At 45.0% G+C, this 22,348-nt stretch carries 16 protein-coding genes; 6 read left to right on the forward strand and 10 right to left on the reverse strand.

Annotation, left to right across the window (positions count from 1 at the left end):
• Nucleotides 1–28 precede the first annotated feature (28 nt).
• Nucleotides 29–880, forward strand: coding sequence for an SIS domain-containing protein (locus R7E00_RS04895; RefSeq protein ID WP_005383578.1), 852 nt, complete (start codon nucleotides 29–31; stop codon nucleotides 878–880).
• Nucleotides 881–899: 19 nt separating this feature from the next.
• On the opposite strand, the gene mpaA is transcribed toward R7E00_RS04895, so the two are convergent.
• The gene (mpaA, locus tag R7E00_RS04900; protein ID WP_033907251.1) at nucleotides 900–1,610 is read right to left on the reverse strand and encodes a murein tripeptide amidase MpaA; all 711 of its coding nucleotides are present in this window, start codon (nucleotides 1,608–1,610) and stop codon (nucleotides 900–902) included.
• A 141-nt stretch (nucleotides 1,611–1,751) separates the two neighbouring features.
• Here mpaA and R7E00_RS04905 point away from each other — a divergent pair, with 141 nt between their 5' ends.
• Nucleotides 1,752–3,377, forward strand: a complete 1,626-nt coding sequence (locus R7E00_RS04905; RefSeq protein WP_054576528.1) for an ABC transporter substrate-binding protein — start codon at nucleotides 1,752–1,754, stop codon at nucleotides 3,375–3,377.
• A 63-nt stretch (nucleotides 3,378–3,440) separates the two neighbouring features.
• On the opposite strand, the gene R7E00_RS04910 is transcribed toward R7E00_RS04905, so the two are convergent.
• Nucleotides 3,441–4,025, reverse strand: a complete 585-nt coding sequence (locus R7E00_RS04910; RefSeq protein ID WP_054576529.1) for a flavodoxin family protein — start codon at nucleotides 4,023–4,025, stop codon at nucleotides 3,441–3,443.
• A 246-nt stretch (nucleotides 4,026–4,271) separates the two neighbouring features.
• On the opposite strand from R7E00_RS04910, the gene R7E00_RS04915 reads away from it, so the two are divergent.
• A complete protein-coding gene (locus R7E00_RS04915; RefSeq protein ID WP_021707580.1) occupies nucleotides 4,272–4,595 on the forward strand; it encodes a hypothetical protein in 324 nt (107 codons plus the stop codon).
• Nucleotides 4,596–4,894: 299 nt separating this feature from the next.
• On the opposite strand, the gene R7E00_RS04920 is transcribed toward R7E00_RS04915, so the two are convergent.
• The 7 genes from R7E00_RS04920 to R7E00_RS04950 form a co-directional block, all read right to left on the reverse strand.
• Nucleotides 4,895–5,488, reverse strand: coding sequence for a mechanosensitive ion channel family protein (locus tag R7E00_RS04920; protein ID WP_042522270.1), 594 nt, complete (start codon nucleotides 5,486–5,488; stop codon nucleotides 4,895–4,897).
• Between the two features lie 493 nt (nucleotides 5,489–5,981).
• On the reverse strand, nucleotides 5,982–8,096 hold the full coding sequence (locus R7E00_RS04925) for a type I secretion system permease/ATPase (protein ID WP_005374556.1): 2,115 nt from the start codon (nucleotides 8,094–8,096) through the stop codon (nucleotides 5,982–5,984).
• A 15-nt stretch (nucleotides 8,097–8,111) separates the two neighbouring features.
• Nucleotides 8,112–10,025 carry an EAL domain-containing protein gene (locus tag R7E00_RS04930; RefSeq protein ID WP_005374560.1) on the reverse strand — a complete coding sequence of 638 codons (1,914 nt, stop codon included), beginning with the start codon at nucleotides 10,023–10,025 and terminating at the stop codon, nucleotides 8,112–8,114.
• 5 nt (nucleotides 10,026–10,030) lie between these two features.
• Entirely contained in the window at nucleotides 10,031–10,714 is a 684-nt protein-coding gene (locus R7E00_RS04935; RefSeq protein WP_005374561.1) for a transglutaminase-like cysteine peptidase, read from the reverse strand.
• A 114-nt stretch (nucleotides 10,715–10,828) separates the two neighbouring features.
• Nucleotides 10,829–12,220 carry an HlyD family type I secretion periplasmic adaptor subunit gene (locus R7E00_RS04940; protein WP_005374562.1) on the reverse strand — a complete coding sequence of 464 codons (1,392 nt, stop codon included), beginning with the start codon at nucleotides 12,218–12,220 and terminating at the stop codon, nucleotides 10,829–10,831.
• Between the two features lie 173 nt (nucleotides 12,221–12,393).
• A complete protein-coding gene (locus tag R7E00_RS04945) occupies nucleotides 12,394–13,617 on the reverse strand; it encodes a sigma-54-dependent transcriptional regulator (protein ID WP_005383565.1) in 1,224 nt (407 codons plus the stop codon).
• Nucleotides 13,610–15,484, reverse strand: a complete 1,875-nt coding sequence (locus tag R7E00_RS04950; protein WP_017634535.1) for a sensor histidine kinase — start codon at nucleotides 15,482–15,484, stop codon at nucleotides 13,610–13,612. Before R7E00_RS04950 ends, R7E00_RS04945 begins: the two co-directional genes overlap by 8 nt.
• Nucleotides 15,485–15,599: 115 nt before the next feature.
• Here R7E00_RS04950 and pdxH point away from each other — a divergent pair, with 115 nt between their 5' ends.
• Complete coding sequence (pdxH, locus tag R7E00_RS04955; RefSeq protein ID WP_005374570.1) at nucleotides 15,600–16,235, forward strand: pyridoxamine 5'-phosphate oxidase; 636 nt, start codon at nucleotides 15,600–15,602, stop codon at nucleotides 16,233–16,235.
• A gap of 73 nt (nucleotides 16,236–16,308) precedes the next feature.
• On the opposite strand, the gene R7E00_RS04960 is transcribed toward pdxH, so the two are convergent.
• On the reverse strand, nucleotides 16,309–17,028 hold the full coding sequence (locus R7E00_RS04960) for a PAS domain-containing protein (RefSeq protein WP_017820063.1): 720 nt from the start codon (nucleotides 17,026–17,028) through the stop codon (nucleotides 16,309–16,311).
• A 971-nt stretch (nucleotides 17,029–17,999) separates the two neighbouring features.
• Here R7E00_RS04960 and R7E00_RS04965 point away from each other — a divergent pair.
• Both R7E00_RS04965 and putA read left to right on the forward strand, forming a co-directional pair.
• Nucleotides 18,000–18,812 (forward strand): AraC family transcriptional regulator, encoded by an 813-nt coding sequence (locus tag R7E00_RS04965; protein ID WP_104976367.1) that lies wholly within the window; start codon nucleotides 18,000–18,002, stop codon nucleotides 18,810–18,812.
• Nucleotides 18,813–19,216: 404 nt separating this feature from the next.
• On the forward strand, nucleotides 19,217–22,348 hold the full coding sequence (putA, locus tag R7E00_RS04970; protein WP_065275555.1) for a bifunctional proline dehydrogenase/L-glutamate gamma-semialdehyde dehydrogenase PutA: 3,132 nt from the start codon (nucleotides 19,217–19,219) through the stop codon (nucleotides 22,346–22,348).

The raw sequence follows: 22,348 nt of genomic DNA on the forward strand, positions 1-22,348 counted from the left end.
TTTATTTAAAATTTTTGAGGTTTTTGTTGTGTCAGTTATCAATAGGATAGTAGCGAGGCGTACTCAGCTTTCGCAAAGCGGTCGTTTGGTTGGCGATTGGATTGTTGAAAACGCAGAAAAGGCGGCGCTGCTCACCAGCCAAGAACTTGCGGCGCAAGTAAAAGTGAGTCAATCGAGCATTGTGAAATTTACTCAGCGTATCGGCTTTAAAGGTTACAGCGAGTTTAAGTTAGCTCTGAATGAAGAGATTGGCCGTAAGCATGCGATGCAGTCGACACCGCTGCACAGTGATATTTTGGCTGACGACCCCATTGCGGTAATTTCACAGAAACTGGTGAAAGCGAAAACCGACGCTATGTTTCAAACTACCAATACGCTGTCTTACGAAGCGTGTCACCAAGCGGTGAAATGGTTGAGTGAAGCGCGTCGAGTGCAAGTGGTCGGGATTGGGGGCTCTGCACTGACCGCGAAGGATTTAAGCTTTAAACTGCTTAAACTTGGTATTACGGCGCTTTCTGAACAAGACAGCCACGTGCAGATTGCTGTTGCCCGCACGCTCTCTCCAGAAGATGTTCAGATCGCAATCTCGTTTTCGGGTGAGCGCAAAGAAATTCTCGTCGCGGCAGAAGCGGCAAAAGAGCAGGGCGCGAAGGTGATTGCGTTATCTGCGCCTGGAAGAAGTCGCTTGCGCGGTATTGCCGATATTACGTTTGATACGATTGCCAATGAAACGGAACATCGCAGCTCATCCATTGCTTCGCGTACCGCGCAAAACGTGATCACCGATTTGCTGTTTATCATCTTGGTTCAGCAAAGAGACGACAGTGCCCGTCAGTTGATCAGCGATATCAGTACCGACATCAAACAGATCCTCACATGATCGCTTGTTTAACAGCGGACTAGAGATCCGGATCGTGCCTCAGCAAAGCAATAAAAGCAGAGAGATGTTTTTCAATGGTGAGATCGGCAGAAATCGCTGGTAACTCCAACGTGATGCAAGGTAAATCACGTTCACTACACCAAGTGCCGAATGAGCCGGGTGTTTCGTAGTCGATATCGTCAACGATTGGCAGTTGGAACTGCTCGCCGAGCCATTTGGCAAGGTCGGAATGTTTGGGATCATCCACAAAAGCAAGCGGTTCATGAAACGACACCACAAACTTTGGCTTGCGCAGTTCAATCAAGTTAATTAATGCGCTAACTTCAGGCTCTAGTTGGTTTTTAGTGCCAGTTTTCACCTGTACGTCTCGAACGGGTGTGTGAGAGCTCCATCGATACACTGTGCCATGCTCAGTCCAATTTTGGGTTGGAAACGCGCGATTGAGATCCACTTGGTTTGCATTTGCGCGTGTGCCTAGTTGGTTGCCGTCAGGATTCATTGACAGAATCACATCATGTCGTAAGTTTTCAGCAGGCAAGCTTCTTAGCGCGCAGGACAAACCTGCAATCGAGGCCGTCTCGTCCCCGTGAGTGCCTGCCAAAATCAAACCTCGCGAAGCACTTTCGACTTGAGCCGGAAAATACAGTAATGGCGCACCAAGCACGGATTGACCGTATGATGTTGGCCGAATTAAAAATGCCGCTCTTTCCGTTCTTGGAATTAGACTCACCGTAATCTCCTGATTGATGAAGTAGTATCAATATCTAAGCTAATTACACCTAGCTAAACTGAACCGTTTAAACTCGTCAACGGTTGAAATGTTAATTGTGGAATTTGCTTCACAAGACTCGTTAGGAGAACGAAAAACGATATGGATTTTAAAAAACATTCAACGGCGTTGCTGATTTCCTCTTTATTCACCCCTTTTCTTGCTACATCAGTTGCTGCGGAGACCTTACCTAAAGGCATTCAACTTGCCGCAGAACAGCATTTAGTACGTGCGAATGACGCAGAGGCGGCGACGCTTGACCCAGCGAAAGCCGAAGGTCTGCCAGAAATGCATGTGATTCGTGACTTATTTGAAGGGCTTGTGATTCAAGATCGTGACGGAAACATCATTCCCGGTGTGGCAGAATCATGGGAAACCAAGGACAACCAAACTTTTACTTTTCACTTTCGCAAAGACGCGAAATGGTCGAATGGCGAGCCTGTGACAGCGGATGATTTTGTCTATTCACTGCGCCGAGCGGTAGATCCGAAGACCGCTTCTCCAAATGTTTGGTATCTCAAACTCACCAAGATCAAAAACATCGCCGATGTAGCAGAGGGCAAAAAGCCTTTGGACGATCTCGGTATCAAGGCAGTGGATAAATACACCCTACGTTTTGAGTTGGACAGTCAAGTGCCGTACTTTGTTGCTATGACTGGGCACACGTCCATGATGCCAGTGCATCAAGCGACAGTGGAAAACCGCGACAAGCCGTGGAGCGAACCAGACCAATTTGTTAGCAACGGTGCATTCACATTGGATAAGTGGGTCGTGAATGAACGCATTGAACTGGTTAAGAGTCCAAGTTACTGGGACAGCGCAGATACGCATCTAAACAGAGTGACTTACATTCCGTTTGAAAACCAAAACGCGTCGATCAATCGCTATGCGGCAGGAGAGCTGGATATCACGTCAGATGTGCCGACTCATATGGCGCAGAAGCTTAAACAAGATTACAAGCAGGCTTACACGGTGGTGCCATTATTGTGTACGTATTACTACGCGTTCAATACCACTCGTCCGCCATTTGATGATGTGCGAGTGCGTCAAGCGGTGTCGTACTCCATCATGCGCGATGTGATTACGAATGGTGTCACGCAAGTGGGCAACCTTCCTGCTTATACTTTTGCGCATCAGTACACCGCAGGGTTTGATGCGACGCCGCCTGAATACAGTAAGTGGAGTCAGCAACAACGTGACGAGAAAGCGCGTCAGTTGTTAAAAGAAGCGGGTTACAGCCAAGACAAGCCGCTCGATTTTAAATTGCTGTACAACACCAGTGAGGCAAACAAATCGATCGCGGTTGCGATAGCGTCGATGCTACAAAAAAATCTCGGTGCACACGTGGAGTTAGAAAACCAAGAGTGGAAGTCATACTTAGTGGCGCGTAAACAAGGCAATTTCGATGTGATGCGCGCTTCCTGGTGTGGTGATTACAATGAAGCGTCTACTTTCCTGAGCTTACTTCGCTCAGGTTCTTCGGGTAACTTTGCACGTTACAGCAATGAAGCGTACGACAACGCGATGAACAGTGCATTGGCCGCAACCGATGAGAAAGCGCGCCAAGGTTTCTATGATCAAGCCGAGCAATTGTTGGCGGCGGATATGCCAATCGCACCGATTTACTACTACATGCAAGCGCGTTTGGTTCGTCCTACGGTTGGCGGTTTTGCCAAGAACAACGTAGAAGGTCGTATCTACTCGAAAGACCTCTACATCAAGAAGTAGCGCTCAAAACAAGCGATAAATATGAAGCCCCGAAGATGTATCTTACGGGGCTTCTTTTTATTGTTAGCGAGTGGAGAGCTTGTTCACGAGCATAGCGACTCGTTTGCCAAGATACTCCGCTGTTGCAACATCAGAAGCATGCAACTGACCACCTTCATCACCTTGTGCAACAATACCACCTTGTACACCATAACGATTCAGGTTTTGCTCCCCAGAATTGCTGATCTTATCCAACCCGATCCACATCATGCCGTGTTGGTTAGCGAGCGTTTGTAGATATTGTAATGTGCAAGATTGGTCGCCATTCATTGCCCCACCACTGGTAAAGCCAGCCGCGATTTTGCTCGCCCATTTTTGGTAATACCAAGATTCACTGCTTGCATCTGCAAATGCTTTAAACTGCGCTGCTACACCGCCCATATAGGTCGGTGAGCCAAAGATAATTGCATCACACTCAGCAAGTTCATCCATTAGTTTAGGGTTCACAAAACGTCCCTCAATAATCTCACTGCCTTCAATTCGGTGAGAGAGGATTTCACATTCATCTTGCTGCTTAATGCCTTGTTGTTCAACACCTGCGGCAATCGCGCGAGCAAGCTGACCAGTAACGTCGGTTTTAGAGAAATAAATAATCGCAATTTTGGACACAATGGTTCCTTTTTTCATTGTTGATTTTTAATCGTGCGACTAAGGCTAAAACCTCAAGATAAGTTGAGGTCAAGAAGAGATTTGAGATAGATAAAGTACGAATTGGTATCTAAAGAGCTTTCTTATAGGGTAAGTCGACGGCATAACTACAGTGAATGCAACGACGATGAATGTCGTGTATAAAAGCGTTAAAGGAAGATCTTAAAGATGTAGAAAACTCTCTTGGAAACAATGATAAAGGTACCGATGCTAGTGATGATTAATAGGCGGAAAAATAGATTAAAATATGTAAACTCAGACCTGATCCAAGGCGGGAAAAGTACATTTCATCGTTTCTTAAGGCGAGGGATTATTATCATTATGGTAGGAGGCCTTTCTACAGCCTCTTCCACGGTATTTGCACACTTTATAGCGGGTGTGTTTGATGTGGATATGAATGTTCATCCAGAGAGCTTAGAAGAAAAAGTGCATGCACTACTTTTTGTTTCGGTCAGTCTTGTTTTTTACCTCTTTTATGCCCTTATCTCGCTAAATATTAGTGGGTGGCTCATAATGAAGCTAAAAATATAAGCTTAACTAAAACCATGTCCTTGTATTTTAAGGAAGATGGAACTAGTGACGATTTTTTCTTTGCTTGCACCATCTCTATTTTTGTATTTATTTAAGGTTCGTAAATAAGAAGCTTCCTTTGGTTAAAGTAGCGCTTTTGGTTTCGGCGATGTGTCATGTTTTTATCATGAAAGAATACAGTGGTGACCTTCAGCTTATACGTTTTGTCTCTTCACTGTTTTTCGCCATTAACTTTGGGTTATTTGTGACCACCAAGTGATACTAAAAAGCCGATGTAGATACATCGGCTTTTTAGTGGGTTATTTCTTTCTGCGAGTATAAATCCGAGATTTTACTTTACTTGGCTCTGGCTTGTTTTTCGCCAGCTTTAGCACTGCTTTTTGCAAAATCTGGTTGTTTGGGTAAGTGATCAAGTTACCGTTGTCGTGCTTAATTAACACGTGAAACATGCTGATTTCTTGAATCTCACCGCAGATGTCTTCATCTTTGTCTACGACTTTAATTCGGTCACCCACTCGGTACGGGAAGACAAAAAAGATCAAAAAGCTGGCAGTGATGTTGCTCAGAATTGACCACTGCGCAATAAACGCCACACCTAATACGGCAAAAATGGACGATAGGAACAAAGACACATCGCCATAGCCAATACCTGTGATAATGGCAAAAATAGAGGCGGTCAAAAATAGCAGCGCGACATTGAAACAGCGCTGAATAAAACTCAAACGAGCCTTTTTTACACCTTTCGTTGTTGCCAAATTTAGGATGGCTCTATTTACAATCCTCTTCAGGATGCGATACGCGATCAGGACAAAAATGCCCATCAATAGTTTGTAACCGAGGGAGCCCGTAGTGAAATACTGGCTCACTTGCTCTAATTGGATCCAATCATTCATTTCTTCATCTCGACGATATCTAGAAAGCGGCTTTTATAGCTGATTTTTTGCTGTAAGTAATCACAATTTTTCTTTACACCATTTGTCTCTGTGTTGAGGTACTACAGAGTACTATATTGGTTAATCAAAGACTTAGTGAGCATTGCGAACTCTTTGGCTTTATTACTTATATTCAACCAAAGCTGACGTGATTTTGAAAAGAGCAATCTTTGAGCTGTATCCCATATCCGACATTCTATGACGCTAGTTCCTTATAAACGAGCTGAATATGACTTTTGTCCTGATAACCTAAGGTGTATTAATTGAAATAGCTTTTAGGGCGTTGAAAAATGGAAGAAGATGAAAAGGCGATTATGATTTTATTCGTGATTGTTGGCCTTGTACTCGTTTGGGTCGCGCTTGAAGAACTTAATTATCTCGGGCTCCCAATAAAATAAGCCCCGTTAAACACAAGTTAAACGGGGCCCTTGTCTTTTATCAATGTGAATTCAGGCTAGCTAACCGCACGCACTTTGCCTTGTTTCAAATCGTTCAGCACTTGCGCTTTAGGGCCATCTGCAATGATGCTGCCTTTTTCCATCACAATTACGCGATCAACGATGTCGAGCATAGACGTTTTATGCGTAATCAGAATCAGCGTTTCACTAGGTTTCAACTGTGCTAATTGATGTTTAATGTGCATCTCTGAGCGATTATCCATCGCACTGGTTGGTTCATCCATTAGTAGAACAGGAGGACGACCCAAAAATGCACGAGCGATCGTGACTGCTTGACGTTGACCACCCGAAAGCATTGCTCCACCTTCACCAACTTGGCGTTCTAAGCCCGCTGGGTCAGATTGCGTAAACGCAGTAACACCGGCACGATTTGCTGCGTCTAGTACGTCACGGTCATCGGTTAATGGGCGACCTAGCGTAATGTTGTCGCGGATAGAACCAAAGAACAGATTCGAATCTTGCGGCACACAACCAATATTACGGCGAATGTCGACATGATGCAGCTGTGCGATGTCGGTATCATCAATGCGAACATGACCTTCCGTCGGCTGATACAAGCCCATGATGAGACGTTCTAACGTGGTTTTACCCGAACCGATACGGCCTATGATCGCTACTTTTTCGCCTGGGTTAATGGTCAAGCTCAAATCTCGAATCGACGCCACCGGTGAATCTGGGTAGTGGAAGGTCACGCGTTCAAGTTCAATTTTGCCTTGTACTATTGGGCGGTGAATGTAACGTTTACCTTCTTCTTGTTCATCCGGCATTTCCATGACTTGATTGATAATTGTCATAGAAGACTTCGCTTGGTTGTAGCGCGTAGAGAGTAAGGATAACTGAACCAAAGGACCAATCGCGCGGCCGCTAAGCATGGTTGCGGCAATCAAACCGCCCATGGTTAAGTCGCCTTCTGCAATTAAGTAAACGCCTAGGATGATCATCCCTACGTTACTACTTTGCTGCACAAAACCTGCTGCGTTTTGAATGCTATCCGTAATTCGGCGGCTTTTTATATTCCAGTTCGCCATGTGCGCAACTGCCTCTTCCCAGCGGTATTGGAATTGGCTTTGCGCACTGAGCATTTTTACGGTTTCTAACCCAGCCAAGCTCTCTATCAAATTGGCATATTTTTGCGATGCTAGGCGTGAACCCTCCTCAATGGAGCGACGCAGCGGCCCTTGTATAAGTAGCGAGTGAATAATCAAAATGACCACGCCCACCATCGGTACATACACAAGATCGCCAGCCATTAACCATATAATCACTAAGAACAAAATGGCAAAAGGCAAATCAATGAGAGCACTGACGGTCGCTGAAGTAAAAAACTCTCGAATAGATTCGAATTCTTGTAAATGGCGAGCGAAGGCACCGACCGAAGGCGGCTTCGATTCCATTCTAATCCCCATCACTTTGCTGAACAGTTTGGATGAAATCAGAATGTCAGACTTCTTGCCCGCCACATCAATGAAGTAATTTCTCAGCGACTTGAGAATGAAGTCAAACAGGAACACGACAAAGATGCCACTTGCTAGTACCCATAGGGTTTCAAACGCAAGATTCGGAACCACTTTGTCGTACACCAAGCGAGTGAATAGCGGAGCGGCAACCGCAAAGAGGTTGATGAGAAGTGATGCGATTAAAACATCACGGTAGATGCGTTTTGACTGCCACAAGGTTGACCAGAACCAGTGGCCTTCGTTGGTTTTGAGCACTTCGGGAGAGCGCTCATCGAAACGGAATTGCTTTTTAACTAAAAAGTACCGACCAGTGTATTGCTCAAGTAGGTCTTCTAATGGAATAGAGATCGGCACCATTCCACTTTCTAGGGTGGTGACTTCGGCCTCGCGTTTCTCCATATTGATGCTGTTGAGAACGCAAGAGTCACCGCCTTTAAGAACTAAGATTGCCGGCAGAATTAGGCTGGAGATGCTCTCCAGCTCTGCGCGGTTTTCCTTGGCAACCAATCCGGCCCTTTCCGCTGCTCTTGGTAGCAAAAATGGGGTCAGTTTACCGTCAGATAGCGGTAGTCCGTTGACTAGCGCTTCTGGCGAGTTAGCTAACCCATAGTAACGGCTAACGTAGATGAGCGAATTCAGTAAAGGGTCTTTCATCGTTGATAAACCTTTTTATTCCTTGTCGACGATGAATCCTTGGAATACCTCAACAAAATGTTCAGTGAGGAAATCCAACTGGATTTGAGTTTCGATACGCGATGCGATAGTCGTAATACCAAGGTTGTGGGCAGTACGAGAGATCGACGTTAGCGTGAATTTCTGTTTTTCGTCGTGCAAGTTGTGTGTGAATAGGTAATCGAGCTTCACATAGTTCGGGCGGAACTCTTGGATGTATTCCAAAGATTGGAAGTTACGTCCGTAGTTATCTACGCCGAACTCAGCACCTGATTGGCGAATGGCATTACATAACAGTGCTGTGTGGTGAGGCTGATCGATAAAGCATTCCTCTGGAATTTCAAAATGTAGCTTAGAGGCCACTTTGGCGTGTTTCTCTAGCATGCTAGTTGTCCAGCGAATAAACGATGGTTGAGACAAGCTGCTTTGCGCGATGTTAATCGCGACTGGGTCATTAAGTTCACCATTTTCTAGCATCTTAATCATTGATTCAATGACATACTGGTCAAAGATGTTGGTGGCGTCTAACTGTTCTAGTGCGAATAGGTATTGATTCGCACGATACGTTTCACCATCTTTTTCGATGCTTGAAAATACTTCGTTGTGGAATACTTTACCCCATGTGTTTTTCGCAGCTTGGAAACGGAATTTAACCCAATCACTATGAATGGCTTCTTCAACCAACGCTTTCCATTGCTGTTTACCCATCAAACTAGAAGGTGTATCACTGCCAATGAAGCCGTATGGCTTGTCTGGTTGCGCTTTGGCTTTCGATAGTGCGTTGTCCACCATCGAGAGGATTTCAGAGCGCGTTTTCTGATCTTTGCTGTGTGCAACCCCTAGTGACGCTTTAGGTTTTGCTAAGCCTGTTGGGTCAGTATTTAGGCCGTTCACACAATTGACGATGCTGTCCGATAAAATGCGTAACTCGCTCTCATCCATATGAGGGAAAAGCAAACCGAACTCATCACTAGACAAGCGAGCAATAGTGGCACCCGGTACATCAATGGTGTTTTTCAAACGTTGAGACAGTTCTTTAACGTGGGCATCTGCGCGTTGGTAATCTTTGGTCTCGTAAATGTCCCCAATGTATTCAGCATGGAGTAGCGCGATACCCCCTTGCGTTTGCTCTGCAAGCCATTGGTCAATTTGGTTGATGTAGAATGAGCGGTTACCCAATTTAGATATAGGGTCGAGGTAAGCCTGAGCACGCAGACGTTGCGCCTCTTTGGCTTGCTCTTTGAATGATAGCTCAATTTGAGCAGACATCATGTTAATGCCATCTACCACCGCGATAAGATCTTTGGTTCTTGGACGAGCAAGCGGTTCACCAAATTGGTTATTCGCGATTTCATGCATTTTATTTACGATGGCCGTTAATGGTTTTAGCGAGCGACGTAGGATGTATGAAATTGCCACTAAACCAGCTAGAAAAATGACACTGAATACAGACAGCAAGCCAATAAAACCTTGCCAGAGCTGCTCGTAAGCTGCGCCTGGGTGGCTAATGATTTCTACTTCGGCGAGCTGCATCCAACCACTGGTCACAACACGCTTATCGTGAATCGCTTTAAATAGATTCATGTCGATAAACCATTGTGGCACCGTACTTGGTTTAACTGGGTAGGTACGCACGATCTGGTAGTCAGAATCTAATGCTGTAAGGCGAACAACTGAGTAGGTGCTGCCGTCAAACAGAGCATTAATCACGGACTCAACCGCGACTTTATCTTTGTCCTTTAGGTAAGGAGCCAATGCCAAACCTACGGTGTTAATAGTGTTGTTGACCTCTGAACGTTGCTGTTGCTCCAAGCTGTCTCGAGTCGTGTTGAATTGGATTACGAATACTGATGCCAACAAGAGTATAAAGACCGTAACCATCCCCACCACAAGCTTCTTATATAGGGTCATGTTTCTCACTCGTCATAGTTAATTTTAGGTTTATTTAACTGCAACTTACGTTCGCGCGAGCGTAAGTCATTCCAAAGGCTCAACCGTGATGCTTTCCCTGCCAGCTCTCCAGTGCTAGCAGATGACTTCATCAACCACAGGTTTGTACCATTAAAACTGTATATCGGTAGCAAGTCGCTACGCTTAGAGGCTCGGACAATGTCAGGATTGATATTATCGAGAATGAGCGGCTCAGAACTTGGGGTAGGGTAGTAAGCTAATACCATGTGAAACTGATTCAGTTCGATGGCTTTTACGTATATTAACCGCATCTTTGAATCTGGTATTCCTAGCTCGAGTAAAGAGAAGTACTTAGCAATAGTGAAATCTTCACAGTCTCCTGCGTTACTCCCTAAAAATTCGAGTGGCGTAGCCCAATAATCTGTCTTTCCCCACAGTTTTATGTCGTCAACGAAATACAGCTGATTAAAAAAGTCGTTAACGCCAGCGAGCTGTTCATGAGTCTCTAATTGTTTAAATAAGTCGAGGTTCTTTCGCCATGTATTTACGCGCAATCCCGCACGTTCGCCGTACACCGCTGTGACCGTATTGACCCATCGTTGTTCTTTACTGTTCAGCGCACCAAGTTGGAACGACAAACAACTTAAGCTGATTAATAATGTAACTTTACGCTGCAAATTGGATCGCATATTCGACTCGTATCACAAGTATACTCTTCTAGAGAGTTCGTCAGTGAGAAATAAGTGCTTTTTATTTAATCACTTATCGCTCAATACTCCCTATCGCGAGTATCTTAATGTGGTTTACTCCTTCAAGGCGTTCGTTTTGGCACTTAAAATCGGTTTAAGTAGATATTCCAAAACGGTTCGCTTCCCTGTGATGATATCGACCGATGCTGTCATTCCTGGAATGATTGGTAAATCTGCATCTTGACCAAAGTTTGTTTTTTCGGTGCGTACACGAACAATGTAGAAGCTGTTGCCTTCTTCATCTTGAGTGGTATCCGCGCTGATATGTTCCAACTCTCCCTCTAAACCGCCGTACTTTGTGAAGTCGTAAGCTGTAAATTTCACGATAGCATGAAGATCTGGGCGTAAAAATGCGATGTCTTTTGGCGCAATTTTCGCCTCTACCAATAGTGTGTCTTCTGTTGGTACGATCTCGACGATATCCATACCAGGTTGGATAACACCACCGACAGTATTGATGTTCAGTGTTTTGATTTTGCCTGTTACTGGCGAATTCACAACCGTTCGGTTTACTCTATCTTCCAAGCCCACCGCTGATTCAACCAAAGCAGATAACTGGTCTTGGGCGCTGTTGAGTTTCTCTTGCTGTTCAGAGCGGAATTTGAGTGCAACATCAATACGGTTGAGCATGGATTCTCGAATCGCTGATTGCAATACGGGAATCTTGAGCTCACTGGACGTCATTTCACGACGGGTATCGTTGACTTGGCGCTGTAATTTGAGCAGTTCAATACGAGGAACAACGCCCTCGTCTGCCAAAGGTTTGGTGATATCGAGTTCTTTTTTCGCGTATTGGTAGCTTTGACGCAAGTTCCTTACTCGTGCTTGGATCTCTACCAAGTCCTGCTGCTTTTGCTGCACTTGTTGGTCAATAACAGAAAGTTGGTTGCGTAAATTATCTAGATCTTCGCGATATTCTGCTTTTTGACGCTGTGTGAGTTGAGGTCGAGTCTCTTCCAAGGTTGGTGGGAAGGTCAGTTTACCGTAATCAAGTAGTACACTTTGACGCCAGTTTTCCGTTTCAAAATCACGATTAACGGCAACACTGTTAATAGAAGCGGATAGTTGCAGCACAGATGCGGTAAGGTTGGCAACTTGTTGCTCACGTTCACGAAAATCTGAGCGAAAGCGGGTGTCATCGATAAGCAGTAACTGTTGGCCTTTTTCAACCAACTGACCTTCTTTGACCAAGATTTCTTTGACTAAGCCACCTTCTAAGTTTTGGACTACTTGTATCTGTGAGGAGGGAATCACTTTGCCTTGACCAACCGTGACTTTGTCGATTTCAGCCCAAGATGCCCAACCTATTGCTGCAATGAAAAATAGCACCATAACCCAGAGCATAAAACGCGCGCTGTTGGGGGTATTGAGGAGCAATGCTGCAGTTTTGTCATCAACAAAATCCAACTCTTCATCGTTGAGTTTGTTGTAGTTATCTCGGCTCATCACAGTCCCTGCTTATATAATTACGGATTATCTTTTTGATCTTATTATTATTAACCGATCATGTCAGCATGCTCGGCTAATAAAATATGAGAAGAGGGTTATTCTCTCTTCAAATGAGCTTTCTTACACTTTCTAAATCAAACAAAAGCATAATTAGCGCCGGAGTATAGCTATTACGCCTTGAACTTGGCTTTATCCAACTGATGTTTTTTTAGTTTGTCGTACAAGGTTTTGCGTGATACCTGTAATTCTAGTTGAACCTCTTTGAGTCTGCCGCGATGTCTTTGCAATGCATCGAATAACAAGCAATATTCAAAGTATTCTGTGCGCTGAGTCATACTCTGAATTTCAAGACTTTTCTCACTGTTCCAATCTTCCATTCTAAAAGTATCTGGCTTGAGGGCACGAAGTTCAGCAAATTGGCGTAGCTGCTTAACGTTTTCTGGCCATTCGAGACTGGTGAGGTGTTTGACCTCTTCTAGGCTGATATGTGGCGGCTGTAACTGATATCGGCTCGCTGTGTGGCGCACAAAGTGCTTGTATAAAGGCCCTATATCTTCCTTTCTTTCATCGAGCGTCGGTAAGTGAATTAGAGTCGCCAGGGATTTTAGAGGTGGCTCGGCTTGGGTGGTCGCGCCAAAAACACGTTCAAGTTTCGGGTGCTTGAACAAGTATTCCCATTGTTCAAATGATACATGCTCTGCGCTATGTAAGTACAAACTGCAGTGGCGTTTTCCTTCACTTAAGCGGTGTATGGCTTTGTCGAGCGCTTCTAATGAAAGCTCATAGAGGTCTTCACCAGAAGCGGCGATTAGCTCACTATCTGGTGTTGCATGTATGTCGTGGGCAAATTGTGCAGCGAGTCGCCGACCCGTACCATCTTGACCTACAAAAATGAGCGGCTGGCTTGTAGGCGCACTGATCAAGGCGCGACGAATACTAACCATGGCCTTACTGTGACCAATCATTTTCGGACCAACATGAGTTTGCATGTCGAGCTCTTTCTTAAGCCAGATGTTTTCTTGCAACAAGTTCAGTTTATCGCTGGCATTGTTGAGCGATTTCATGAGCTGTTCCGTTGAAAACGGTTTTTCTAGAAAGTCGTACGCGCCGCTTTTCATCGCATCTACCGCGGTTTTCACATCTCCATGTCCAGTAAGTACGATGAATTGAAAGTGATCGTTTTTGCTTCGCAAAGTTCGCATAAACTCCAAGCCATCCATCACGGGCATATGGATATCGGTAATGATAATCGCAGGTGTATTTGAGTCGATTACGCGTAAGGCTTCTACTGCGTTTGGTAAGCAGGTGACGTCTATCCCTTCAATCAGCAGGGCTTGAGACACGGCATCACGAATGTGTGGTTCGTCATCAACAAAGAAAACTGGGTTATTCATGGTCGTTTTCCACTTCTGGGGTACGTTTATTCTGATTGACTATTGGTAGCGTCACGATAAAGGTCATCCCTCCTGCTTGTTGTTCTGTGTTCTGATGTTTATAGGCACAGAGGGAGCCGTGATAGCTCTCTATAATCCGCTTGGAGATTGTTAAACCTAATCCAAGACCCTCCGGCTTAGTCGTAAAAAATGGGTCGAACACTTTTGCTAGGGCTTCGTCTGACATCCCTGGTCCGTTATCGGAAACAAGAATGTCGCAACTGTCATCATGACACTGAACAGCAATGGATATTTGCGGATCGATACAGTGGTTTTCCATCGCTTGTGCGGCGTTGTGGAAGAGGTTTATCAGCACTTGTTCTAATTCAACGCTGTGAATGGCCAGCTTCACATCATAGTCGATGGCCGGAACTTTTAGTGTTACTCCTTGCTTAATAAGCTTGTTGCTCAAAATGCTGGTGGCAGTATGTACCGCGTCGTGCAGTACTGAGATTTCATTGTGTGAATCGTGCGTGGCTTTCCGAGTAAAGACTTTTAAGCGGGCAATGACTTCCGAAATGGTGTCATTGAGTGTCAGCATTTTGCCCAAATTGTCAGCGACCATTGGGTATTTTTCCATTGCCAACAAACGCTGCGAGTTTTCGGTATAGGTTCTTAGTGCGGAAAGTGGCTGATTTATCTCATGATTAATACTGGCTGATAGCTCGCCCAACAGTGCCAATTTCGCGGCTTGCGTCAGCTCTTGTTGTGTTTGTTTAAGCTCTTGTTGGCTTTGTTCATATTGGCGGATGGTCTGTTGTAGCTTTTGGTTGGCTTCACTCAGAACTAGTGTCCGTTGCACTACTTTTTCTTCTAGGCTCACATTGAGATGAGCAAGGCGCGCTTTGTTAACTAGGGTTTGGAACCACGCTAACGCAATTAGAGCAATGAGCGCATATAAGATCAGGAAGACGATATCGGCCTGTAAAACGGCGGCAAGAACGCTGTTGTGGTTAATTAAGGCAACGACGCGAAACCCTTTATCCAATAAGTGTGTTGCGTATGCGAGGTAATTCGGTGATAGAAGCAATTGATTGTCATCAAACTCCGTGACACCACTGTGTGCCGTTAACTCACCAAAATATTCGGGTAAGGTATCGCCATATTGACGCGTTTCGGTAAGTTCATTTATTGCACTCGATGACAGTGGGAAAAGTGCACGATAGCGCCAGTCTGGTAAATTGCTCATAAACACGACATTGTGTTTATCTGTAATGAGTACGTCAGTCGTGGTTTGCGAAAGGCGCTGTTCTAATTGCTCCAAATTCACTTTTACTGTGATCACGCCAACGACTTCCTCATTTACCCACAGCGGAGATGAGAAGAAGTACCCACGTTTATTCGAGCGTACGCCTAATCCAACGTATTGAGCGGGCTCACCGCGTCGCGCATTTTTAAAATAGGGGCGATAGCTAAAGCTAGAGCCGACAAACGTATCTTCTTGCTGAAAGTTACTTGAGGCAATGACTAACCCGGTGCGGTCATGAACGTAAATCGTATCGGCCAAACTTTGCTTCAACCAATCTGATAACAGTAGGTTGAGCTCTTGAGAGGGCGTTCCGCGCTCTACTGCTTTGAGTAGTCTTGGGTCGTGACTTAATAGGTTTGGTATCTGTTCAAACTTTGCCAGTTCGTAGTCCACTTCTTGTGACACTTGCGCGGCTTGTCTCTCTAGCTTTTGTTGCCATTGATCATGTTGGTATTGAGTTGCGTAATGATGAGTAAGCGCAAGCCCTGAAATGCCAACGGCACACAGTAGCAGTAAAAAATGACGTAGGGCTTTGGGGTTGAGTAAGTTCACGATCGGCTCACTGGTTTTTTGTGTCATGGTATCAAATGACGCACTGTGATGCTGTGAGCGGCAACGATAACAAGCACAATGATGTCCTTGTATTTCCTCAGTATCGGGAGCACAATCGACAAAAACGAGTGAAGGAGTAAAGATGGAACTTGCTGATATTCGTCGTGAGTACACCAAAGGTGGGCTGCGTCGTAAAGATTTGAAAGCTGATCCTATTGATCAATTTAATCTGTGGCTAGAGCAAGCAGTTGAAGCGGGTTTAACGGACCCGACTGCGATGACAGTTGCAACGGTTGATGAAAATGGCATGCCGTTTCAACGCATTGTTCTATTGAAAAACGTCGACAAAGATGGTTTTGTGTTTTACACCAACCTAGGCAGTCGCAAGGCCCAGCAGCTAGAGCATAACAGCAATATTAGTTTGCACTTCCCTTGGCACCCGTTAGAGCGCCAAGTTCATATTACTGGTGTGGCTGAAAAGCTTACCGCCGTAGAGAATATGAAATACTTTACTTCTCGTCCTAAAGAGAGCCAGTTGGCCGCAATTGCGAGCAAACAAAGTAGTCGTATTTCTGCCAGAGGTGTGTTGGAAGGTAAGTTTTTAGAGCTAAAACAGAAGTTTGCTAAGGGTGAAATACCAGTACCAACCTTTTGGGGTGGCTTTCGCGTAAAACCAAAGAGCATCGAATTTTGGCAAGGTGGCGAACATCGCCTTCACGATCGTTTTCTTTTCTCCCAGCATGATGGAAGTTGGGACATTGATCGTTTAGCGCCATAGGCTTATGGTCCCTCATGAATAAACAAACACCGCCGAATTGGGGCGGTGTTTTTGTAGGTGGAAGCGATGTGAATTATCGCTCTCCATTCAACACAACCGATAATTGATGCTTAAGCAGGGTTTTGGGTACAACAGAGCCGTAGCCTGCTTCCATTGCTTTATCTATTAGCTCGTTCTTGCTGTTCGCTGCAAACTTATTACGTAAGCGTGCGACGTGACCTTCAACGGTTTTTGTTGATATGCCCATGACCTGAGAGATAAATTGAGGCTTTTTGCCATAGAGCAAGAGGAAAAGCGTTTCTTGCTCGCGGCATGTGAGCTTCTCTGGTTTTGGTTGTAAGTCAGAAAAACGAAAGATGGATTGTTGATTTGGGTTGGTACTGATTGCACGACAAACCCAATACCCGACTTCAATCACGGCGGTGTCGGTGAGTTCCCTTCCGTAGAAAATGGTGCCTACGATGTCGCCTTTGTCATCTCGCCACGGTGTTTTAGTAAATATATGTGCTCGCCAGCGGCCATCTGGATAAGGGTGGATATCCAGAATTTTTAGTGACTCGCCAGTTTCGAGAACGTGTTTATCTTGGCGTTGAAATTCTTGCGCGCATTCAGTGGTTGGGCTGGCCATATCAAAATCAGTTTTACCCAAGCACTCCTCGGGCGACGTGTGCCCTAACAGTTCTGCGTATTCCTGGTTTACGTATAGGAATACCGAATCTTTATCTTTGCATCCCCAACAACCTGGTAGCTGTTTAAGGAGGGATTGTTCTATGGTATCGACTGAAATATTCACAAAAGGACTCACTACATACTGCTTTTACCAATACAGAGACGTCCGTGTTACATGGCTCGTATTGATGTTGCCAAGTAGGCAGTTACGTTGCTAGAACACGTTCGTTGATTGGCGCTCAATCCAATTAAATTCATGGTGTTCGATGTTTTCGTCAGGTAGTCATAGACAACGACGAAATGGAACGAAGAGTTTAATTGGGAAAATGGTCTGTTTCATTACAGATATGTGCGCTCACGGATGTCCGCCAATGTTCGGCTTACAACTCGTATCGTCATTGATCATGCTTCCTACAACTCAGTTGTAATGTGGTTGACGTTCATATCACTTGTGAGCGAAAGAGCAGCACCTAAGCATATGAGAGGGACAGTGAGACAAACGCTATGATATCAGCTTATGCCATTGTTTTCATTGTTGAGAAGCGAAAAAAAAGCCAGCCTGAAGACGGGCTGGCAACACAAGATATAATCTTGTCGACGTGTAGAAGAGGTTCTAAATTACCTAGCGAGGGTCTGCTAAGTAAGTTAGAGGTATCAATGAGATACCGAGAGCCTTAGATCGTATGCATCTTAAAGCTCGATAACTAATGTATTGAATCAGAGGCATATTAGTAAGGGGGGAAATCCCTCTATGTTGAGTTTAAGCGTGGGTTTCGATCCGTTTCAGGGACGACTTATCTAATATGGAGCACGGTGTTTTACAAAATAACGGATTGTTCGGTAATAAGGATCTTTACATTGATTGATTATGTATAAGTAAGGTGTTGCCTATCTATCCGTTTTTGTTAATAAAATTGGTTGCTCACTGACCGTAAATTAATCTCGCATGATCATCGTTCCGGAACTATGATCATGTAAATGAACTTGATCATGCTGATTTGATCTTGTCGATTGAGTTGGGTAAAAGTTGCAACCCAACAAAGAAGGTATATGATGCGAAGAAGTAGGCTGACCGTGTAAAGACGACTGTTTAAAATGAATGACTCAGATAACCAAAAAATCCTTTCATATCAAGAGATTATGCTGCCGAAGCCGGCGGAGCTGATCACACTTCCGTCTTATATGGATTGCCACGATCATTCTTATACGCAGATCGTGATTGGTTTAAAAGGGCAAGCCGAATTTGAAGTGCGCGGGCGAGGTAATCTTGTCGGCCCTGGTCAAGGTTGTGTGGTCACCGCATGCTCTGATCATGCTTTCGGTGGCGTCATCAATCAATCGGATATTTTGGTGCTGAATATGCCCAAACCGACAAATGATGATCCTGAAATGCTTCAAAAAATCAATAACCTGGAGAGAGACCATGTCTACTTCCAGTTAGATAGTCAAATTCAGAAGCTGATACAGATGTTGGTTCAGGAAATGCGAAACCATCCGGATGACCTGCTGTTAAGTCGTGCGTGTAACGACACTGTGATTGCGTTAATGCAGCGCCATATCTCGGCATTTGAGACCAGTCGAAAAGAGTCGCGCTTTGATTTGGAGGCGATTGATCGTTACATTGAGCAGCACCTGAGTCATAAGATTAGTGTGGCTCAATTGGCCGGGCGAGTGTTTCTTGGGGAAAGTCAGTTTCATTGCTTGTTTAAAGAGCAGATGGGGATTACACCTCATCAATATGTTCTCGGAAAGCGAATCGACATGGCTCGTGAATTAATCGAGCAAGGGCACCTTTCTTTAGGGCAAATTGCCGAGTTTACTGGCTTCTCAAGCCAGAGTACTTTTACTCATACTTTTACTCGCTTACAGGGAATATCACCTTCCCGTTATAAAAAACAAGTTGGATAACAACGCGTTTTTTTAGGTCAAATAATCATCAATTAGAATAAAGCCATGCACTATGCATGGTTTTTTATGTTTTATTCACGTGACCTATCTCTCGTTTTTTAAATTCTCTGTTCTTTGCAGTGGCTGATATGCCACTTGATCCTACATTTTCTCTTAGAACGAGCTCTTCACAAAAATCTTATTGATATTCTTGATATTTTGTTGTGAATGCAATGAAAAAATTAAAATTTACAACACAAAATATTACCTATTTGAATGTGACTATGTGGATGTTTTGTTATAAAAGCGAGTTTTTGGCAAAAATGTCGTAGTTTTTGACAAGTATTCTTATCGGCCTCAAAATACACTGCCAGCCATTGATAATCCTCGAAGCGGTTTTCGAGGAGTGAGATTGAGGAACACACATGTTTACAGCTACGAACGTGTTGACACCGGAATTTATCGGGCAGCCGCTTGATAAGTTGTGGTCACTGATCTCGCCATTATATATGGTGGACGAGTCTCAATGGCTAGAGCAACTATTGCCACTAGCGACGCCGACAGAGGATGAAAAATCGGCGATCACTACCCAAACGACCCACCTTATCGAAGCCATTCGTGCCGATAAGAAGTCAATCCAGATGATTGATGCTTTATTGCTGGAATACAGCTTAGATACTCAAGAAGGTATCTTGCTGATGTGTCTTGCAGAAGCATTAATGCGCATCCCAGATGCCGCGACAGCAGATTCTTTGATTAAAGATAAGTTGAGTGTCGCAGACTGGAAATCTCACCTGAAAAACTCTGACTCTGTGTTTGTTAACGCATCAACATGGGGCCTTATGCTAACAGGTAAAGTGGTTGGTCTTGGTGAGCAAGGCACCCAGAGCCCAGGTCAGGCTGTAAACCGTCTGGTAAATAAATTCTCTGAGCCCGTGATTCGTAAAGCCATGTATCAGGCAATGAAGATAATGGGTCACCAGTTTGTTCGTGGTCGTACGATCGAAGAAGCGCAGAAGAACGGTCGCCCAATGCGCGACAAAGGTTTCACCTACTCGTTTGATATGTTGGGTGAGGCGGCGTTAACTACAGCGGACGCGAACAAGTACTTCAAAGATTACCTAATGGCGATCGAAGCGGTGGGTCGCGAGACTTACGGTAACGACACCAGTCCAGCGCCTTCGATTTCCATCAAGCTTTCTGCATTACACCCGCGCTACGAAGTCGCAAATGAAGAGCGTGTAATGACAGAGTTGTATGACTCACTAATGCAACTACTAAAACGTGCTATTGAAGTCGACGTTGCAATCACAATCGATGCAGAAGAAGCGGATCGCCTTGAGCTTTCCCTGAAGCTATTTGAGAAAGTATACCGTAGCGATCTTGTGAAGGGTTGGGGCAAGTTTGGTTTGGTTATTCAAGCCTACTCAAAACGTGCGCTACCAGTCTTGGTGTGGCTAAATGCACTCGCAAAAGAACAAGGTGACGTTATTCCTCTGCGTTTGGTTAAAGGCGCGTACTGGGACAGCGAAATCAAGTGGTCTCAACAAGCGGGTTATGCAAATTACCCAGTATACACTCGCAAAGAAGCGACGGACGTTGCATACCTAGCTTGTGCTCGTTTCCTACTTAGCGAAGGTGTTCGCGGTAATATCTACCCACAATTTGCAAGCCACAATGCTCACACGGTGACGGCAATTGCTGTCATGGCGGAGCACAAAGAATACGAGTTCCAGCGCCTGCATGGTATGGGTGATTCACTGTATAACCATGTTATGAAAATGTACGGTCAGCCAGTACGTATTTATGCTCCTGTCGGTAGCCATGCTGATCTTCTTCCGTACTTGGTTCGTCGTTTGCTTGAAAATGGTGCGAACAGCTCGTTTGTACACCGTCTAGTTGATGCGCGTTGTCCGATTTATGAGTTGACCCATCACCCTGTGGATGTGTTGACGGGTTTTGACACGCTACACAACGACAAAATTCCATTGCCTGCCGATATTTTCCCTGAGCGTAAGAACTCATATGGCGTCAACATTGATATCGACAGTGAGGCGAAGCCATTTGAAGCGCAGGTAGAAAGCTTCATGGACAATCAGTGGGTTGCAGGCCCGATGATCAATGGTGAGCGTTTTGCCGAAAGCATGATCAAGGAAAATGCGGCTGAGATCATCACCGCACCGTACGATCGCCGAATTGAAGTCGGCAAAGTGGCATTTGCAACACTTGATCATGTTTCCGCTGCAATTGATGCGGCGCAAACTGCTTTCTCTGATTGGAAAGGTGTTCCTGTTGAGCAAAAAGCGGCTTGTTTAGAAAAGCTTGCTGACTTAATGGAAGAAAATCTGGCTGAGCTGGTGGCGATTTGTCACAAAGAAGCGGGCAAGACGATTCACGATAGTATTGATGAAGTTCGTGAAGCAGTGGATTTCTGTCGTTATTACGCGAAACAAGCGCAAAACCTACAGCCATTTGAGCTAGAAGGCTTTGACGGTGTGAAACGCATTTCTAGCCGTGAAGGTCTTGGTGTGTTTGTGTGTATCAGCCCTTGGAACTTCCCGTTGGCTATCTTCCTTGGTCAGGTAACGGCAGCACTGATTGCAGGTAACACTGTGGTTGCAAAACCTGCTGAGCAAACAAGCTTAATTGCCGCTCGTGCTATTGAATTAATGCTTGATGCTGGCTTCCCTGCAGGTGTGATTCAGTTACTTACTGGTCGCGGCGCTGAGATCGGTCATGCACTGACTTCTCATGATGCTATTGCTGGTGTGGCATTCACTGGCTCAACGGCAACGGCGCAACGCATTAACGTCACGCTCGCGGAGCGCAGCGCGAAACCGGTTCCGTTTATTGCGGAAACAGGTGGCCAAAACGCAATGATTGTGGACAGTACTGCATTGCCAGAGCAGGTGGTGCGTGATGTGATTCGTTCGGCGTTTGCATCTGCTGGTCAGCGTTGTTCTGCCCTTCGTGTTCTATTTGTACAAGAAGATGTAGCAGACCGTATGATCAACCTGATTCAGGGTGCGATGAATGAACTGCATGTTGGTTTACCTTACCTACACAAAACAGATGTTGGTCCGGTTATCGACAGCAATGCAAAACAAAAACTCCTCGCTCACCTTGAGCAAATGAGCAAAACACAGACTAAAGTCGCTCAGCTACAGCTGGATGAATCGTGCCAGCATGGTGACTTTGTCTCACCAAGTGCGTTTGAAATCTCGGGCATCGATGTGCTGAAAGAAGAACAATTTGGTCCAATCTTGCACATTATTCGCTTTAAAGCGTCTGAATTACCGAACGTGGTTGCGCAGATCAACAAAACGGGTTTTGGCTTGACGATGGGTATCCATAGCCGTAACGAAACCACGTACCGTTGGATTGAGAAACATGCTCGAGTAGGTAACTGCTACATCAACCGAGACCAAGTTGGCGCTGTGGTTGGTGTACAGCCGTTTGGTGGTCAAGGCTTGTCGGGTACTGGCCCGAAAGCTGGTGGTCCACACTACCTATTCCGCTTTACTCAACATCTTCTTGCTCAAGCAGAAAACGCATAA

Source organism: Vibrio sp. Vb1755 (genome assembly GCF_033338635.1).
Taxonomy (GTDB): Bacteria; Pseudomonadota; Gammaproteobacteria; order Enterobacterales; family Vibrionaceae; genus Vibrio; species Vibrio alginolyticus.

Coding starts and splice junctions, on each gene's coding strand:
- R7E00_RS04965 (WP_104976367.1), top strand. CDS start 18,000: ATGAATGACTCAGATAACCAAAAAATCCTTTCATATCAAGAGATTATG.
- R7E00_RS04920 (WP_042522270.1), bottom strand. CDS start 5,488: ATGAATGATTGGATCCAATTAGAGCAAGTGAGCCAGTATTTCACTACG.
- R7E00_RS04945 (WP_005383565.1), bottom strand. CDS start 13,617: ATGAATAACCCAGTTTTCTTTGTTGATGACGAACCACACATTCGTGAT.
- R7E00_RS04930 (WP_005374560.1), bottom strand. CDS start 10,025: ATGACCCTATATAAGAAGCTTGTGGTGGGGATGGTTACGGTCTTTATA.
- putA (WP_065275555.1), top strand. CDS start 19,217: ATGTTTACAGCTACGAACGTGTTGACACCGGAATTTATCGGGCAGCCG.
- pdxH (WP_005374570.1), top strand. CDS start 15,600: ATGGAACTTGCTGATATTCGTCGTGAGTACACCAAAGGTGGGCTGCGT.
- R7E00_RS04905 (WP_054576528.1), top strand. CDS start 1,752: ATGGATTTTAAAAAACATTCAACGGCGTTGCTGATTTCCTCTTTATTC.
- R7E00_RS04935 (WP_005374561.1), bottom strand. CDS start 10,714: ATGCGATCCAATTTGCAGCGTAAAGTTACATTATTAATCAGCTTAAGT.
- R7E00_RS04925 (WP_005374556.1), bottom strand. CDS start 8,096: ATGAAAGACCCTTTACTGAATTCGCTCATCTACGTTAGCCGTTACTAT.
- R7E00_RS04915 (WP_021707580.1), top strand. CDS start 4,272: ATGCTAGTGATGATTAATAGGCGGAAAAATAGATTAAAATATGTAAAC.
- R7E00_RS04950 (WP_017634535.1), bottom strand. CDS start 15,484: ATGACACAAAAAACCAGTGAGCCGATCGTGAACTTACTCAACCCCAAA.
- R7E00_RS04940 (WP_005374562.1), bottom strand. CDS start 12,220: ATGAGCCGAGATAACTACAACAAACTCAACGATGAAGAGTTGGATTTT.